The following is a 15,716-nucleotide window of genomic DNA, read 5'->3' as shown; positions in this document are numbered from 1 at the left end:
ACAAGACCACACGAACCCAGCACGACCCGCACCGAAGGAGACCCGCATGACCCCCACGCCGCTCACGACCTCGCTCGACCAGTACGAGGTCTGGTTCCTCACGGGCAGCCAGCACCTCTACGGCCCCGAGACGCTCGCGCAGGTCGCCGAGCAGTCGCAGGCGATCGCCGAGACGCTCGACGCGGCATCCGACGTGCCGGTGAAGGTGGTCTGGCTGCCCGTGCTCACCGACTCGGCCGCGATCAAGAAGGTCATGCTCGAGGCCAACGCCGCCCAGAACGTCATCGGCGTCGTCGCCTGGATGCATACGTTCAGCCCCGCGAAGATGTGGATCGCGGGCCTCGACGCGCTGCAGAAGCCGCTCGCGCACCTGCACACGCAGGCCAACGTCGAGCTGCCCTGGGCGGACATCGACTTCGACTTCATGAACCTGAACCAGGCGGCGCACGGCGACCGCGAGTTCGGGTACATCCAGACCCGCCTCGGCGTGCCCCGCAAGACCATCGTCGGCCACGCGAGCGACCCGGTCGTGCAGCAGCAGCTCGGCACCTGGCAGCGTGCCGCGGCCGGCCTCGCGGCATCCCGCGACCTCAAGCTCGCGCGCTTCGGCGACAACATGCGCTACGTCGCCGTGACCGAGGGCGACAAGACCGAGGCGGAGCTGCGCTTCGGCGTGCAGGTCAACACGTGGGGCGTCAACGAGCTCGCCGAGGCGGTGGCCGCGGCATCCGAGGCCGAGATCGACGAGCTCGTCGCCGTCTACGAGAACGAGTACGACGTCGTGCCCGAACTGCGGCAGGGCGGCGAGCGCCACCAGTCGCTGCGCGACGGCGCCGCGATCGAGCTCGGCCTCCGCTCGTTCCTCGAGGAGGGCGGGTTCGGCGCGTTCACGACGTCCTTCGAGGACCTCGGTGCCCTGAAGCAGCTGCCCGGCCTCGCCGTGCAGCGCCTCATGGCCGAGGGTTACGGCTTCGGCGCCGAGGGTGACTGGAAGACGGCCGTGCTCGTGCGCATCGCGAACGTCATGGGTGCGGGCCTGCCCGGCGGCGCGAGCCTCATGGAGGACTACACCTACGACATGACGCCCGGCGACGAGCTCATCCTCGGCGCGCACATGCTCGAGGTCTCGCCCTCGCTCACGACCGCGAAGCCCACGCTCGAGGTGCACCCGCTCGGCATCGGCGGCAAGGACGACCCCGTGCGCCTGGTCTTCACGGCCGACGCCGGGCCCGCCGTCGTGGTCGCCATGAGCGACATGCGCGACCGCTTCCGCCTCACCGCGAACGTCGTCGAGAACGTCGCGCCGCGCGAGTCGCTGCCGAAGCTGCCCGTGGGCCGGGCCGTCTGGAAGCCGGCCCCCGACTTCCGCACGAGCGCCGCGGCGTGGCTCACGGCCGGTGCCGCCCACCACACCGTCATGTCGACCGCGGTCGGCATCGAGGTGTTCCGCGACTTCGCCGAGATGGCCGGCGTCGAGCTGCTCGTCATCGACGAGTCGACGACGCTGCCCGACTTCCAGCGCGAGGTGCGCTGGAACCAGGCGTACTACCGCCTCGCGCAGGGACTCTAGCCGTGGGCAACGCGCTGTCGGGATACCAGCACGAGATCGCCGCGCACGGGTACGCGGCGACCATCGCGAGCATCGGAGCCTCGCTCCGGTCGCTGACGTACGAGGGCCGCGACCTCGTCGTCCCGTTCGAGGCCGACGAGGTGCGTCCGGCGTACCGCGGGGTCACGCTCGCGCCGTGGCCCAACCGCGTGGTCGACGGCCGGTACCACTTCGGCGGCGTCGAGCAGCAGCTGCCGCTCACCGAGCCCGCGCGAGGCCATGCCCTGCACGGCCTCGCGGCGTGGCTCGACTTCGAGCCGGTGCTCCGCGAGAGCGCACGGGTCGTGCTCGCGGCGACCATCGAGGCGCAGACGGGCTACCCGCACCGCATCCTCGTCGAGGTCGAGTTCCGCCTCGACGAGTCGGGGCTGCACACGAACGTCACGGCCACGAACACCGGCCCGGATGCCGCGCCCTTCGGCACCGGCCCGCACCCGTACCTCGTGGCGGGCGCGGGCTCGGTCGACGACTGGGCCCTCGAGCTGCCCGCCGAGGTCGTGCTCGAGGTGACGCCCGACCGGCTCGTCCCGACCGGCGCGACGCCGGTCGCCGAGGCACGGGACGGCGACTCGTTCGACTACCGGATGCCGCGACGCATCGGATCCACCGAGATCGACCACGCCTTCACGGGGCTCGCCTTCGGTGAGGACGGCCTCGTGCGGGCCCGGCTCACGGATACGGACGGACGCGGCGTCGGCATGTCGTGGGCGGCCGACTGCCCGTGGGTGCAGATCCACACGGCTGACGGCAGCGGTCGTTCGGGCCTCGCGGTCGAACCGATGACCTGCCCGCCGGATGCGTTCAACTCGGGCACCGACCTCATCGTGCTGGAGCCCGGCGCCGCGGCATCCGCGGGGTGGACGATCTTCGCGATCTGACGCCCTCGCCCGTCTGCCGGATTCGGAGTTCCTGCCGACACGCCGTCGCCAGCACCTCGTGGTGCGGCGTGTCGCCGAGATCTCCGAATCCGGCAGACACGAGGCCCGGCTGGGCCCGGCCGGCCTCCGCCCTTCGACGAGGGCGGCGGTCGACCCGGCCTCAGCCGGGCAGCACCTCCGCGAGTCGCTCGAGCTCGCCGAGCCGGTCGTCGCCGACGGGCGTGAGCACCACGGTCGTCGCACCCGCCTCGTGCCGGTCGGCGATGCGCTCGCGCACCTGGGCGGATGTCCCGGCCAGGGCGAGCTCGGCGACCCACTCGTCGGGCAGCCGGGTGGCGAACTCGTCGGGTCCGCTGCACTGCTGGCGGAGGCGCGCGAGCTCTTCCGCGAAGGGCAGGCCGACCAGGTGCGGCGCCCAGTCGGGCTCGCCGATCCAAGCGAGCCCGGGGCGCACGCGGGCGATGGCGGTGGCGGCATCCTCGCGCACGGCCGCGACGTCGTAGGTCGTGACGTTGGGCCCGGTCGTCCCGGCCGCGACGGCCGCCGCCGTGCCGGCGTGGCCCGCTGCCCCCGCGCGGACGTGCCCGCGCGCGGCGGCGATGTACGGAGGCGCCGCGGGCTCGGCGAGCACGACGCCGTCGGCGACCGCCCCGGCGACCGCGAGCGACTTCGGTCCGCGCACGCCGAGCAGCACCGGCGGGACGCTCGCCGGGAGCTCGTCGAGCACGACGCCCTCCACGTTCACGTACCGCCCGGCAGCCGGACCCGCCTCCCCGCGCAGCAGTGCGCGCACGGCTGTCGTGTACTCGGCGAGGAGGGTCAGGGGGCTCGCGGGCCACGCGCCGATCTGTCGCATCCAGACGGGCATGCCGTGGCCGATGCCGGCGATGAAGCGGTTCGGGAAGAGCTGGCCGAGGGTGCCGATCTCCATCGCCGAGAAGGCCGCGTTACGGGCGCCCGCGGGCAGGATGCCCACGCCGACCGTGATGCGCTCGGTCGCCGCGAGCACCGCGCCGGCCTGGGCGATGCCGCTGCGGAACCCGAGGTCCTCGACGAGCCAGAGCTCGTCGAAGCCGAGCTCGTCGGCCCGGCGCGCGTACGGCAGCAGTTGGTCGATGGGCAGATCGCGGGGGAGGAGCACGCCGATACGCGCGGAGGAGGTTTCAGGCACGGGAGCATCCTCCCAGACCCCTTCCGGGGGCGGGTAGCCTGAGAAGCGGACCCGCCGGCTCGACGAACCACGCCCGGTGCGGCCACGAGAGGACACCCGATGCTGTATTCACAGACTCCCGCCGCCGAGAAGCGCCGACTGTTCCGCGAGCGGCTGGCGTCGGGCGAGCTGCTCCGCTTCCCGGGAGCGTTCAACCCGCTCTCGGCGCGGCTCATCGAGCGCAAGGGCTTCGAGGGCGTCTACATCTCGGGCGCCGTGCTCGCAGCCGACCTCGGGCTGCCCGACATCGGCCTCACGACGCTGACCGAGGTCGCAGGGCGCGGGCAGCAGATCGCCCGCATGACCGAACTTCCGGCCATCATCGACGCCGACACCGGGTTCGGCGAGCCGATGAACGTCGCGCGCACCATCCAGACCCTCGAGGACGCCGGCATCGCCGGCGCGCACATCGAGGACCAGGTCAACCCGAAGCGGTGCGGGCACCTCGACGGCAAGCAGGTCGTCGACGAGGGCACCGCGCTCAAGCGCATCCGCGCGGCCGCAGACGCCCGGCGCGACCCGAACTTCCTCATCATGGCCCGGACCGACATCCGTGCCGTGGAGGGTCTCGATGCCGCGATCGACCGCGCCAAGGCGCTCGTCGATGCCGGCGCCGATGCGATCTTCCCCGAAGCGATGCGCGACCTCGCCGAGTTCGAGGCGATGCGCACCGCGCTCGACGTGCCGATCCTCGCCAACATGACCGAGTTCGGCAAGAGCGACCTCTTCTCGGTGGACCAGCTGCGCGACGCCGGCGTGAACATCGTCATCTGGCCGGTGTCGCTGCTCCGCATCGCGATGGGAGCCGCCGACCGGGCGCTCGACACCATCATCGACGAGGGCCACCTCACGTCGAAGCTCGGCGAGATGCAGCACCGCGCCGACCTCTACGACCTCGTCGACTACGAGGGGTACAACCACTTCGACCAGGACGTCTTCAACTTCGAGATCACCCGCTGACCTCGACGGCCGCGCCGCGCGGCTGGGCGCACGCTGGGACTGCACGGCGCGTCGTTGACGCACCGTGCCGGGTGGGCTCAGACTCGCACTATGGAAGAACGCGAAGCCGCCGAACTGCGCAGCGTCGGAGAAGTCGTCGATCGTCTCGCCGTGAAGTACCCGAGTGTCGATCGGGCCGAGATCGCGAGGATCGTCGACGAGGAGCACCACGAGTTCGATGGGCGCAACGTGCGCGACTTCGTGCCCGTCCTCGTCGAGAAGAGTGCGAAGAAGCGGGTCAAGGCCCTGCAGTCGGCCTGACGTCGCGGACGTCCGCTCGGGTCTCCTGACCCGCGGATGCCGCGAGCCGGCGCCTCGGACCCGGTCGGCCAGGACCGGCGGATGCCGCGCCCCGGGCTCTCGGACCCGGCTGGTCAGAACCGGCTGATGCCGCTGCCGAGCACGACGACGCCGACCATCAGCACGATGAGCGAGGTGACGACGTCGCTGTTGCGGATGAGCCAGTCCTGCCAGATGACGAGCCGCGGTTCCATGCGCTTCGGCGCGGCGAGCGTGACGATGATCGGCACGGCGACCGTCGAGGCCGCGATCACCACGTAGAACCCGATGGAGACGGCCGATTCCCCGAGGTCGAGGTTCTCTCCGCGGATGGCCAGGCCGGCGGCGATCGCGAGCAGGATCGCCTTGGGTCGTACGTTCAGCACGAGGGCGAGTCCGACCGCCGACCATGCTCCGATCTTGTCGATCGAGCGGAGCCACTTCGGCAGCTCTGTGCGGGTCTCGTGACGGCTGCGCCGCCACGAGACCACGGCGAGCACGATCAGGGCCACGCCGATGATCGACTCCCAGATGCCGATCGCCGTGTTCGGGCGCAGGCCCAGCTTCGGCGTGGGGATGAGTTGCGCGCCGAGGGTGCAGATGGAGACCACGAGCAGGAGACCGGTGACCCAGCCGATGAGGAACGGCAGTGCCGTGCGGGTGCGATTCGGCGAGAGCAGCAGCACGATGGTCGCCATGATCGGCACGGAGCTGACGGCGGCCGCGATCGCGATCGGGAGCAGGTGGCCGATGGCGGCGATCATCGTCGTCGTCCTTCCTGCTCAGGGCCCGCTCGCGGGTGGTGTCGCGAGCGGCCGACGGCGGTGCCGCGACCGGGAGCGCAGCGCGTCTAGGTCAGGCTAGTGCTTCGGCCGCGAGATACCGGCGATGGCGCGGAGGGATTGCGCGGGGATTGCGCGGGGGGAAGGCGAACGGGCGGCAGCCCCGCGAGGGGCGCCGCCCGTTCGAACCGGCTCGACCGAGGTTAAGCGCTGAGCGAGAATCCGCCCGTCCAGGAGGTCTTCTCCTGGACGGCGAGCGTGAGCTGGAGGAAGCCGATCGCCTCGAGTTCACGGGCCCGCTTGAGCGCGCCCGCATCGATGACCTTGACGCCGCCCGCGGTGAAGACGTCGGCGACGAGCTGCTTGGCCTCGTCGTCATCGCCGGAGACGAGCACGGTCGTCTGCGCCTCGCCGACCCGCTTCGCGGCGAGCGTCGCGGCGAAGTTGGTGTTGAACGCCTTGAGGACGCGCGACTCGGGGAGCGCGGCGGCCAGGTCGGCGGCGGCGGAGCCGTCGGCGTCGACCACGAGTCCGTCGAAGGTGGCGAAGTCGAGCGGGTTGGTGATGTCGATGACGACCTTGCCCGCGAGCTGCGGGCCGTGCACGGCGACGACCTCGGCGAGGGCGGGATGCGGCACCGCGAGCACGACGATCTCGCCGGAGATGGGCGCGGCCCCGCGGCCGAGGTGCTCGACGGCGTTGCCGCCCTCGGTGACGAGGGCGCCGATGGCGGTGCCCATGTTGCCGTTGCCGATGATGCTGACCGTGGTCATTGTGCGACTCCTTCTGACGCGACGGCTCGAGTCGTCGCAATTACTTGTTGATACAATCAAACGTAGCACGACTTAGTTGTCATGACAACTAATGCGGTAGACTGGGCGCATGACCGCGACCCAGCCCTTCTCCTCGGCCGAGGCGACCGCCTGGGCCAGGCTCGTCGCCGTGAGCGAACTGCTGCCCACGATGCTCGACGCGCAGCTCCAGCGAGACGTCGAGCTGACCCACTTCGAATACCTCGTGCTCAGCGTGCTCGCGTCCTCGCCCGATCGCACGAGCCGCATGACCCGGCTCGCATCGCAGACCAACGCCACGCTCCCGCGCCTCTCGCACGTCGCCCGCCGCCTCGAGGAGAAGGGCCTCCTGGCCAGGTTCCCCTGCCCCCAGGACAAGCGCGCGACGAACGCCCGCATCACGGACGAGGGGCTCGCCGTCCTCGACCGCGCCGCGCCGGGCCACGTCGCGACCGTGCGGTCGAACGTGCTCGACGCGCTCGCCCCCGGAGAGCTCGACCAGCTCGCCGCCATCACCGCGAGCATCCTCTCGAAGCTCGACCCCGAGGGCCGGCTGTCGGCGACGCAGTGCGATGCGGCGAAGGACCGGCCCGAGGCATCCGCTCGCCCCTAGGCTTCAGGTCCGCGCCGTGAGGGCCGGCTTCCGGCTCCGCGGTCCGCCCCGGTGGCGCCCGTCGGGATGCCGGCGCATCGGACCGACCGGGCCCGGCGGTGCGATGATCGACCCATGGCGACCGTCGTCTTCTGCCCGGTGACCTTCAACCTCGCCGAGACCACCCGCATGATCGAGGTCGCCCGCGCCCTCGACGACTCGCACCGGGCGGTGTTCATGGGCTACGAGCACGACTTCGTGCAGCTCATCGCGGACGCCGGCTTCGAGTACCGCGCCTGCGAACCGGCCTGGTCCGCGGCGGAGCGGAAGCAGGCCCTCGACTTCGACCAGGGGCGGGCGCTGCGGAGTCCGTTCACCCGCGACCTCGTGTCGGCGCGCGTCGACGTGGAACGTCGCATCATCCGCGAGACGGATGCCGCGGCGGTCGTGATCGGCTCGAACATCACGTCGCTCATCTCCGCACGCGCCGAGGGCGTGCCGCTCTTCTATCCGGTGCCCTTCGCGCTCACCGGGCCGCAGGTCGCGCAGACCCGTCGCATGCACTTCGTGCAGGGTCGCGGGTGGCTCGCACGAACCGCCGATCGGGTCGCGACGACGGCGTTCCGCTGGGTGTACACCCGTGCCCCCGTCGCGCCGCGCGCCTTCGCCTCCGTCGCCGAGGCGAACGGGGTGCCGCCGCTCCGGACCGTCGCGTCGATGCTCGAGGCCGACGAGAACCTGCTGACGGTCATGCCGTGGGAACTGGACGGGTACGACCTGCCCGACGGCTACCGCCGCGTCGGGCCGATCTTCGCGCGGTTGGACGCGCCGATGCCTCCGATCGTGGATGACCTGGCCGCGGCATCCGAACCGCTCGTCTACCTCGGGCTCGGATCCTCGGCCGACCGGCGGCTCGCGCTCGCCGCGGCCGCCCAGCTGGGCACGCTGCCCGTCAACGTGGTCGCGCCGATCGGGCACTATCTGGAGCCCGGCGACGAGGTGCCCCCGAACGTGCACGTCACCGGACTGCTGCCCGCCCACCTGTTGGGCGGACTCGTCGACGCGGCCGTGCTGCACGGCGGCCAGGGCACCGTGCAGACGGCATGCGCCACCGGAATCCCCTTCGTCGGCCTCGGCCTGCAACCCGAGCAGGTGTGGAACGTGGAGGTGTGCGTCGGCCGCGGCAACGCCCTTCGCGTGCCGCCGAAGCACGTCGGGCGACCGGAGTTCATCGACGCAGTGCGCCGCGTGCTCACCGATCCGGGGATCCGCGAGGCCGCAACCGGGGTGCAGGAGGTCTTCGCAGGGCAGGACGGGCCTTCGGCCGCGGCGCGGCTCATCGAGGCCCGCATCAGCTCGTGAGGCGCGTCTGACGCGGAGTCCAGCGCGAGGCGCGTCTGGCGCGGAGTCCGCCGGCGGACCCTTGACAGGGAATTGCGTTTGTTCCAAACTCAATTCACGACCTGCAAGGAGGCAGCGTGAAGATCGTCATCGTCGGAGCCGGCATCGGCGGGCTCGCAACGGCACTGAGCCTGGAAGCGGCGGGGTTCCGCGACGTGACCGTCGTCGAGCGGGCCCGGGAGCTCCGGCCGCTCGGGGTCGGCATGAACCTGCTGCCGCACGCCGTGCGCGAGCTCACCGAACTCGGGCTCGTCGACGAGGTGGCCGCGATCGGCACCGCCCCCGCGCGGCTCTCGTACTTCACCCGCTTCGGGCAGCCCGTCTGGAGCGAACCCCGGGGCCTCGAAGCGGGATACCACTGGCCGCAGCTCTCGGTGCACCGGGGTGAGTTCCAACTGCTGCTCGCCGACGAGGTCCGGCGTCGCCTCGGCGCCGACGCGATCCGGCTCGGGTGGCGCGCGACCGGCGTCGAGCACGGCGTCGCGGGCTCCGACGGCGGCGGCGTCGTCGAGCGTGCGCGGTTCACGGATGCCGCGGGCGACGAGCTCGTCGTCGACGCCGACGTCGTGGTCGGGGCCGACGGCATCCACTCCGCCCTCCGGGCGCAGGCCCACCCGGCCGAGGGGGCGCCCCTGTGGAACCGGCTCCTGCTCTGGCGCGGCACGGCCCTCGCACCGACCTTCCTCGACGGTCGCACGATGATCATGGCCGGCGACGCCGAGCAGAAGTTCGTGGCGTACCCGCTCGTCGCATCGGGCTCCGACGACGGCATGACCCGCCTCAACTTCATCGCCGAGCGGCGTGCCCCCGCGGGCGTCAAGGAGTCCGCCGACTGGAACCGTGCCGTCGACCCGGCGCCGATCGCCGAGCTCTTCGCCGACTGGCGCTTCGACTGGCTCGACGTACCCGGCGTGATCGTCGCCGCCGACGAGATCCTCGAGTACCCGATGGTCGACCGCGACCCGCTCGAGCGCTGGACCGTCGGGCGGACGACGTTGCTCGGGGACGCCGCCCACGCGCTGTACCCCAACGGCTCGAACGGGGCCTCGCAGGCGATCCTCGACGCTCGCGCGCTCGCCTTCCACCTGGCTGCCGCCGAAGCGGCTGCTGCCGGCACGGCTGCCGCCGATACAGTCGCCTCCGGCACAGCCACGGCCGGCACGGCCACCACCGGCACGGCCGCCTCCGGCATCGACGCCGCGCTCGCCGCCTACGAGGCCGATCGCCGTCCCGTGACGACGCGCCTGAACGCGATGACCCGGCAGCTCGGCCCCGAGCGGGTCATGCAGCTCGCATACGAGCGCGCGCCGCAGGGCTTCGCCGACGTCCACGACGTGATCCCCGAGGCCGAGCTCCGGGAGATCGCCGAGGCGTACAAGGTCGCGGCCGGGTTCCACGCCGACCTGCTCAACGAGCGGTCGTCGCTGACGCCGCCGGCGGTCCGGGCATGAGCGGCGCCGAGCGCGCGGCCGACCGCGTCGACGTGGCCCGGCTCAGCGGGGTCATCTCGCCGCTGCGCCGCAGCCTGCTGCGCGCCGCCCGCGAGGCCGAAGACCTGCCCGACATCCCCGACACGCAGATCGAGGTGCTTCGAGCGCTTCCGGCGGGCACGACGCGGAGTCCGGTCGAGCTCGCCGACGACCTCAGCCTCAACCGCACGACGGTGAGCAACTTGCTGAAGTCCATGGCGGCCGCGGGGCTCGTCACGCGGGAGCCCGACCCGGCCGACCGCCGGCGTCTCGGCGTTCGCGCCTCCGAACGATCCGAGCGCCTGCTCGGCCGATTCGACGAGGCCAGCGCCTCCCTGCTCGGCGAGGCGGTCGACGCCCTCGATGCCGGCGACGCCCGCGCGCTCGCCGCCGCCGTGCCCGCACTCGAGCGGTTGCGCGACGCCCTGCAGGACGTATCCCGGACGCGGCGCGACCTCCGCTCGACGCCCGCCGTCGCACCCGGGGAGCCGGACGCATGAGCCCCGCGGATGCCGCAGCTCCGGCCGGTTCCGCAGGCGCGGCGGCCGTCGAGCCGCCGCCCGCCCGGCTCGTGAAGGTGTTCCGGGCCGACGTGCTCGTGGGCGACGTGGAGGACCACGGCGTGACGAGTCGGGGCCATCGCCGGGTCGTGCCGATCCTCGGGGGACGACTGGGTGACGGCGTCGACGCCGAGGTGCTGCCGGGCGGGGCCGACTGGCAGGTCGTGCGCTCCGACGGCACGATCGAGATCGACACGCGCTACACCGCCCGCACCGCGGGGGGCGAATTGCTCCACGTGCGCACGCACGGCCTTCGCTCCGGAGAGCCCGACGTGCTGGCGGCGCTCGGGCGCGGAGAGGCCGTGCCGTCCGACCGGTATGCGTTCCGGCTGCACGTGGAGGTCGAGACATCCGCCCCCGCATTCGCGGCCCTCCAGCGCCGCTTCATCATCGGGGTCGCCGCGCGCGGGCCCGACCGGGTCGTCTACGACGCCTACGCCGTCGACTGAGGCCGATCGCGCATGGGCGAGGCGATCGGCACGCCCGGGCCGACGAGCACGCGCCAGACCCACTCGGCGGCGGTCTCGATGTCGGGCCGAGGGTCGAGTTCGAGCCATGCCTGGATCACGGCCAGGCACGAACCCGCGATGCCGGCGGCCACGACGTCGATCGGCAGGCCCTCGAACGCCGTCGTGCCCGAGGAGATGACGCCCGCGCGGGCCTGAGCCTCGAAGCGGGCGCGGATGCGGGCGGCGACGATGGGGGAGCCGCGCTCGCCGAGGAGGCGCCGGTAGAGGTCGGCGTCAGCCTCGAAGTGGGCGATGAAGGCGACCATCGACTCGGGGAGCCGGTCGGGGATGTCGGTCGGGGTGCCGAGCTCGGAGACCGCCTCGATCTCGGCGGCCTCGATCGCGTCGGCGAGCAGCACCTGGCGGTCGTCGTAGTGCTGGTAGAAGCTCGAGCGGTTCACGCCCGCCGCCTCGGTCAGTTCCGCGACGGTCGCGTCGTCGAACCGGCCCTCGCGGGCGAGGACGAGGGCGGCGCGCTGAAGGGCACGCCGCGTGCGCTCGACGCGCGCGTCGACGCGCTCCTCGCGGTCGTCGTCGCGCTCATTGCGGCCGCCGTGCTCGTCGCGCTCACCACCGGGTTCGCCCATGCCCGCATTCTCGCAGTCCTCGAGGCGAGCTGGCCGTGAGTTCGCCGACAATTGTCGGATATCCGACAGATGTTGTTTAGGCTGGAGGTGTCCCGTCCGGAGTCGCACGGTGTGGTGCAGCATCCCGACGGACCGACGGACCGACGGATGCCGCAGCCCCGAGACATCCGGCGCACCCCGCTTCGACCGATCCGGCCGGACAGAAAGAAGGAAGCATCATGGCGCTCACCGCCAACTCCACCATCGCCGAATGGCTCGCCGACCCCGCCGGCAAGGCCGCGCTCCAGGGCCTCGTGGGCCAGGGCGGCGGCTCGACCGACCAGCTCGCCCCGATCGCGAGCCTTCCCCTGCAGCAGCTCGTCGTCATGAGCCAGGGCCAGATGCCGCAGTCGGCCGTGGACGAGCTCGTCAAGGCGGTCAACGGCGGCGTCATCCCCGAGGACGAGGGCGACTCCAAGGTCTGGGCCGAGAAGATCACCTCGGGCCGCTTCGCCGGCAAGACCGTCATCGTCACCGGCGCCGCGTCCGGCATCGGTCGCGCGACGGCGAGCCGCATCGCACGCGAGGGCGGCCGCGTCGTCGCCGTCGACATCTCCGCCGACAAGCTCGACGAGTTCGCCGCCTCGATCCCCGGCGCCGAGATCGTGCCCGTCGCGGGCGACATCACGAAGCAGGAGTCGATCGACGCGATCGTCGCCGCCGCCGGTGACTCGATCTACGGACTCGCCAATGTCGCGGGCATCAACGACGACTTCTCGCCGATCCACGAGACGCCCGACGCCATCTGGGACAAGGTCATGGCCGTCAACGTGACGGGCACCTTCAAGCTCACGCGCGCCGTCGTGCCGTTCATGCTCGAGGCCGGCAAGGGCTCGATCGTGAACGTCGCGAGCGAGGCCGGCCTTCGCGGCAACGCGTCGGGCAACGCCTACACGGCGTCCAAGCACGCCGTCGTCGGCATGACGAAGTCGGCCGCCTTCATGTACGCGCTGCAGGGCGTGCGCGTGAACGCCGTCGCCCCTGGCGGCGTCGCGACCGGCATCCCGTTCCCCCCGCACGTGTCCGAGGTCGGCTCCGCCCGCCTCGCGCCGTTCCAGGGGGCCATCCCGACCGTCGCGACGGCCGAGGCGCTCGCCGCCTCGATCACGTTCCTCCTGAGCGAGGACGGCGTCAACATCAACGGCGCGATCCTCGCCTCCGACGGCGGCTGGTCGGTGCAGTAGTCGCCGCTTGCACGATCGACGAGCGGGTCCGATGCCTCGGCATCCGGTCCGCTCGTTTCGTATCCGGGCCGCGGGTGCGGCGTTCTGTCCGCTCGCGGAGCCGGCATCGAGTGCTCCGGATGCCGCGTGATCGCGCTACCGTCGAGAGCGTGAACCCCAGGCCGAGCGAACGCGACGACGAGGTCGACCTGCTGATCGACGCGTGGTCCCGGCGGTTGCCCGAGACCGACCTCTCACCGCTCGACGTGATGTCGCGACTGCGCCGGGCAGCGAACCGGCTCGCGAAGCTGCGGGCCGCCGCGTTCAAGGACGCCGGTCTCGCGTCGTGGGAGTTCGACGTCCTCGCGGCGCTGCGCCGCCAGGAGGAGCCGCATGAGCTCAGCCCCGCGCAGCTCATCGCCGCGACGATGATCGGCAGTGCGGCGATGACGAACCGGCTCGAGAACCTCGTCGTCCGGGGGCTGGTCGAGCGACGGCCCAACCCTCGCGACGGGCGCAGCATCCTGGTGCGCCTCAGGCCCGAGGGCGTCGAGCGCGTCGACGAGGCCATGCGCGGACTCGTCGCTCGCGAGGGCGTCGAACTGGCGGCGCTCAGCCGCGACGATCAGGCCGCACTCGCGCGCCTGCTCCGGCTGCTCTCGCAGGAGCAGCCGCCTGCCTGAGCTTCCGAGTGAGGCCGTCTCCCGGATGTCGGCCGGAACTGGGACAATGGACCCAAACCAGAAAGGCTGATCATGGGCGATGTGACGAGCGCGGCACCGAGCGGGCACGCGGATTCCGCGAAGCGCGCGGCGACGGCGACGCACGTGCACGTCGCGAACGACTGCCCCGAGTGCTTCGTCGAGCTGCAGCGCGACTCCGACTGGTGGAAGGCCAAGCCCGAGGGCTCACGCCTCGTCGGGTTGGTCGTGGCCCGCGACGACATGCCGCCGATCGTCGAGCAGCGTCGCGACCTCACCGCGTTCGGCGTCGCGATCCCCGACTTCAGGTTCCCGGCGCCCGAGAACGACGACACCTGGGAGGAGCGGCTCGAGCGCTTCTTCGGAACCCTTCGCGCGGGTGACGTGCTCGTCGTGGCGAACCGCCATGCCATGGGCCGCAGCGTCGACGAGGAGACCCGAACCATCGCGGCGCTTCGCCGACGCGGCATCGTCGTCAAGGTGCTGAGCCACGGCGCACGCCACCTCGCCGACGCCGAGCCGGTCGCGTAGTTCGCTCGCCGCGCGCGCCGGGCGCCGGGCGCGGGCGCCTTCGGCCGCTCGCCGCCGTGATCCGAAACAGGCAACGGCGGACGACACGCCGCGGTCGTGCCTGTTCCCGGCTCGGCTGGGCCGGATCCGCCTGTTCTCGGAACGCGGCAAAGGACGGCGCCGGCCGGAGCCGGGCCCGTTGAGCCGCTCGCCGTCGTGATCGGAAACAGGCAACGGCGGACGACACGCCGCGGTCGTGCCTGTTTCCGGCTCGACTGGGCCGGATCCGCCTGTTCTCGGAACGCGGGAAAGGACGGCGCGGGCCGGAGCCGGGCTCGGCGCTCCCCGACGCCGCTACTCGGCCAGGGCGGCGGCGAGGCTCTCGCGCACGATCGAGAGGCCGCGCAGCAATTCGTCTTCGCTGATCGTCAGCGCCGGCAGGAACTTCAGCACCTCGTCGTGAGCGCCGGAGGTCTCGATGACGAGCCCGCGCGAGAACGCCTCCTTCGAGATGCGGCCGGCGAGGCCGCGGTCGGCGTCGCACGCGAGGCCGTACATGAGGCCGCGACCGCGCACGACGAACCCGAGGTCGGTGTACTCGGCGGCGATCTTCTCGAGCTCCGACGCGAGCAGCGCCGACTTCGAGGCGACGCCGTCGACGAACGCGGTGTCGGCCCAGTAGTTCTCGAGGGCCGCGCGGGCGGAGACGAAGGCGAGGTTGTTGCCGCGGAAGGTGCCGGTGTGGGCGCCGGGCTTCCACACGTCGACCTCGGGGCGCAGCAGCACGAGCGACATCGGCAGGCCGGAGCCCGAGATCGACTTCGAGACGGTCACGATGTCGGGCACGATGCCCGACTGCTCGAACGCGAAGAACGCACCCGTGCGACCGACCCCGGCCTGGATCTCGTCGAGGATGAGCAGGATGCCGCGCTCGGCGGTGATCGTCCGCAGGCGCTGCAGCCACGGGACGCTCGCGACGTTGATGCCGCCCTCGCCCTGCACGGCCTCCACGATGACCGCCGCGGGCAGGTCGACGCCCGAGCCCGGGTCGTCGAGCATCTTCTCGAGGAGGTCGAGCGTGTCGACCTCGGTGCCGAGGTAGCCGTCGTAGGGCAGGCGAGTGATGTTGTCGAGCGTGATGCCTGCGGCGCCGCGGTAGTGGCTGTTGCCGGTCGCGGCGAGCGCGCCGATGCTCAGGCCGTGGAAGGCGTTCGTGAACGCGATGACGTTGGTGCGGCCGGTCGCCTGGCGGGCGACCTTGAGGGCTGCCTCGACGGCGTTGGCGCCGGTGGGCCCGGTGAACTGCAGCTTGTGGTCGAGCCCGCGTGGCTCGAGCACGAGACGCTCGAACGCCTCGATGAAGGCCTTCTTGGCCGAGGTCGCCATGTCGAGGCCGTGGATGATGCCGTCGTGCTCGAGGTACTCGATGAGTGCGCGGGTGAAGAGCGGGTTGTTGTGCCCGTAGTTCAGCACGCCGGCACCGGCGAAGAAGTCGAGGTACTCGCGGCCGTCTTCGCCGATCAGCGTCGAGCCGACCGCCCGATCGAACACGGTCGGGAAGGCGCGCACGTAGCCGCGCACCTCCGACTCACGGCGGTCGAAGACGTCAAGGGCGTCGCTCATGGCAGGCGTTTCCT

The 15,716-nt window shown here is 71.9% G+C and carries 17 protein-coding genes; 12 read left to right on the top strand and 5 right to left on the bottom strand.

The genetic code is table 11. From position 1 onward, the window contains the following. Positions 1 to 46 precede the first annotated feature (46 nt). Positions 47 to 1,570: an L-arabinose isomerase gene (gene araA, locus GQQ95_RS01750; protein WP_157425899.1), complete on the top strand. Its 1,524-nt coding sequence runs from the start codon at positions 47 to 49 to the stop codon at positions 1,568 to 1,570. A 2-nt stretch (positions 1,571 to 1,572) separates the two neighbouring features. Beyond that, the gene (locus GQQ95_RS01745; RefSeq protein WP_157425898.1) at positions 1,573 to 2,487 is read left to right on the top strand and encodes an aldose 1-epimerase family protein; all 915 of its coding nucleotides are present in this window, start codon (positions 1,573 to 1,575) and stop codon (positions 2,485 to 2,487) included. A 160-nt stretch (positions 2,488 to 2,647) separates the two neighbouring features. Here GQQ95_RS01745 and GQQ95_RS01740 read toward each other — a convergent pair whose 3' ends face one another. Then, on the bottom strand, positions 2,648 to 3,658 hold the full coding sequence (locus GQQ95_RS01740) for an LLM class flavin-dependent oxidoreductase (protein WP_157425897.1): 1,011 nt from the start codon (positions 3,656 to 3,658) through the stop codon (positions 2,648 to 2,650). Positions 3,659 to 3,757: 99 nt separating this feature from the next. Here GQQ95_RS01740 and prpB point away from each other — a divergent pair, with 99 nt between their 5' ends. Next, positions 3,758 to 4,657 (top strand): methylisocitrate lyase, encoded by a 900-nt coding sequence (gene prpB / locus GQQ95_RS01735; protein ID WP_157425896.1) that lies wholly within the window; start codon positions 3,758 to 3,760, stop codon positions 4,655 to 4,657. Positions 4,658 to 4,747: 90 nt separating this feature from the next. Further along, positions 4,748 to 4,957, top strand: coding sequence for a three-helix bundle dimerization domain-containing protein (locus tag GQQ95_RS01730; RefSeq protein ID WP_157425895.1), 210 nt, complete (start codon positions 4,748 to 4,750; stop codon positions 4,955 to 4,957). Between the two features lie 113 nt (positions 4,958 to 5,070). Here GQQ95_RS01730 and GQQ95_RS01725 read toward each other — a convergent pair whose 3' ends face one another. Together GQQ95_RS01725 and GQQ95_RS01720 are read right to left on the bottom strand one after the other, a co-directional pair. After that, on the bottom strand, positions 5,071 to 5,739 hold the full coding sequence (locus GQQ95_RS01725) for a GAP family protein (protein ID WP_157425894.1): 669 nt from the start codon (positions 5,737 to 5,739) through the stop codon (positions 5,071 to 5,073). Positions 5,740 to 5,960: 221 nt separating this feature from the next. Then, positions 5,961 to 6,530, bottom strand: a complete 570-nt coding sequence (locus GQQ95_RS01720; RefSeq protein WP_157425893.1) for an NADPH-dependent F420 reductase — start codon at positions 6,528 to 6,530, stop codon at positions 5,961 to 5,963. Positions 6,531 to 6,639: 109 nt separating this feature from the next. Here GQQ95_RS01720 and GQQ95_RS01715 point away from each other — a divergent pair, with 109 nt between their 5' ends. The 5 genes from GQQ95_RS01715 to GQQ95_RS01695 all read left to right on the top strand — a co-directional run bounded on the left by GQQ95_RS01715 (position 6,640) and on the right by GQQ95_RS01695 (position 11,019). Next, complete coding sequence (locus tag GQQ95_RS01715) at positions 6,640 to 7,161, top strand: MarR family winged helix-turn-helix transcriptional regulator (protein ID WP_157425892.1); 522 nt, start codon at positions 6,640 to 6,642, stop codon at positions 7,159 to 7,161. Between the two features lie 114 nt (positions 7,162 to 7,275). Continuing rightward, a complete protein-coding gene (locus tag GQQ95_RS01710; RefSeq protein ID WP_170296926.1) occupies positions 7,276 to 8,502 on the top strand; it encodes a glycosyltransferase in 1,227 nt (408 codons plus the stop codon). 116 nt (positions 8,503 to 8,618) lie between these two features. Beyond that, the gene (locus tag GQQ95_RS01705) at positions 8,619 to 9,992 is read left to right on the top strand and encodes an FAD-dependent monooxygenase (protein WP_157425890.1); all 1,374 of its coding nucleotides are present in this window, start codon (positions 8,619 to 8,621) and stop codon (positions 9,990 to 9,992) included. Next, positions 9,989 to 10,510: a MarR family winged helix-turn-helix transcriptional regulator gene (locus GQQ95_RS01700; protein WP_157425889.1), complete on the top strand. Its 522-nt coding sequence runs from the start codon at positions 9,989 to 9,991 to the stop codon at positions 10,508 to 10,510. Before GQQ95_RS01705 ends, GQQ95_RS01700 begins: the two co-directional genes overlap by 4 nt. Further along, complete coding sequence (locus tag GQQ95_RS01695) at positions 10,507 to 11,019, top strand: DUF3237 domain-containing protein (RefSeq protein WP_157425888.1); 513 nt, start codon at positions 10,507 to 10,509, stop codon at positions 11,017 to 11,019. The genes GQQ95_RS01700 and GQQ95_RS01695 overlap by 4 nt, the downstream gene beginning before the upstream one ends. Here GQQ95_RS01695 and GQQ95_RS01690 read toward each other — a convergent pair. Next, the gene (locus GQQ95_RS01690; RefSeq protein WP_170296925.1) at positions 11,004 to 11,666 is read right to left on the bottom strand and encodes a TetR/AcrR family transcriptional regulator; all 663 of its coding nucleotides are present in this window, start codon (positions 11,664 to 11,666) and stop codon (positions 11,004 to 11,006) included. The genes GQQ95_RS01695 and GQQ95_RS01690 overlap by 16 nt on opposite strands. A gap of 218 nt (positions 11,667 to 11,884) precedes the next feature. Here GQQ95_RS01690 and GQQ95_RS01685 point away from each other — a divergent pair, with 218 nt between their 5' ends. From GQQ95_RS01685 to GQQ95_RS01675, 3 genes are all read left to right on the top strand, one after another. After that, positions 11,885 to 12,889, top strand: coding sequence for an SDR family NAD(P)-dependent oxidoreductase (locus GQQ95_RS01685; RefSeq protein ID WP_157425886.1), 1,005 nt, complete (start codon positions 11,885 to 11,887; stop codon positions 12,887 to 12,889). Between the two features lie 149 nt (positions 12,890 to 13,038). Next, the gene (locus GQQ95_RS01680; RefSeq protein ID WP_246205135.1) at positions 13,039 to 13,551 is read left to right on the top strand and encodes a MarR family winged helix-turn-helix transcriptional regulator; all 513 of its coding nucleotides are present in this window, start codon (positions 13,039 to 13,041) and stop codon (positions 13,549 to 13,551) included. Between the two features lie 72 nt (positions 13,552 to 13,623). Then, positions 13,624 to 14,100, top strand: a complete 477-nt coding sequence (locus GQQ95_RS01675; RefSeq protein WP_157425884.1) for a recombinase family protein — start codon at positions 13,624 to 13,626, stop codon at positions 14,098 to 14,100. A gap of 333 nt (positions 14,101 to 14,433) precedes the next feature. On the opposite strand, the gene ectB is transcribed toward GQQ95_RS01675, so the two are convergent. Continuing rightward, positions 14,434 to 15,702: a diaminobutyrate--2-oxoglutarate transaminase gene (gene ectB / locus GQQ95_RS01670; RefSeq protein ID WP_157425883.1), complete on the bottom strand. Its 1,269-nt coding sequence runs from the start codon at positions 15,700 to 15,702 to the stop codon at positions 14,434 to 14,436. Positions 15,703 to 15,716: the final 14 nt, after the last annotated feature.

It is taken from the genome of Agromyces salentinus (assembly GCF_009749395.1).
Classification (GTDB): domain Bacteria; phylum Actinomycetota; class Actinomycetes; order Actinomycetales; family Microbacteriaceae; genus Agromyces; species Agromyces salentinus.
The sequence above is the reverse complement of the archived record's forward strand: the minus strand, read 5'-3'. Positions and strand labels throughout refer to the sequence as shown.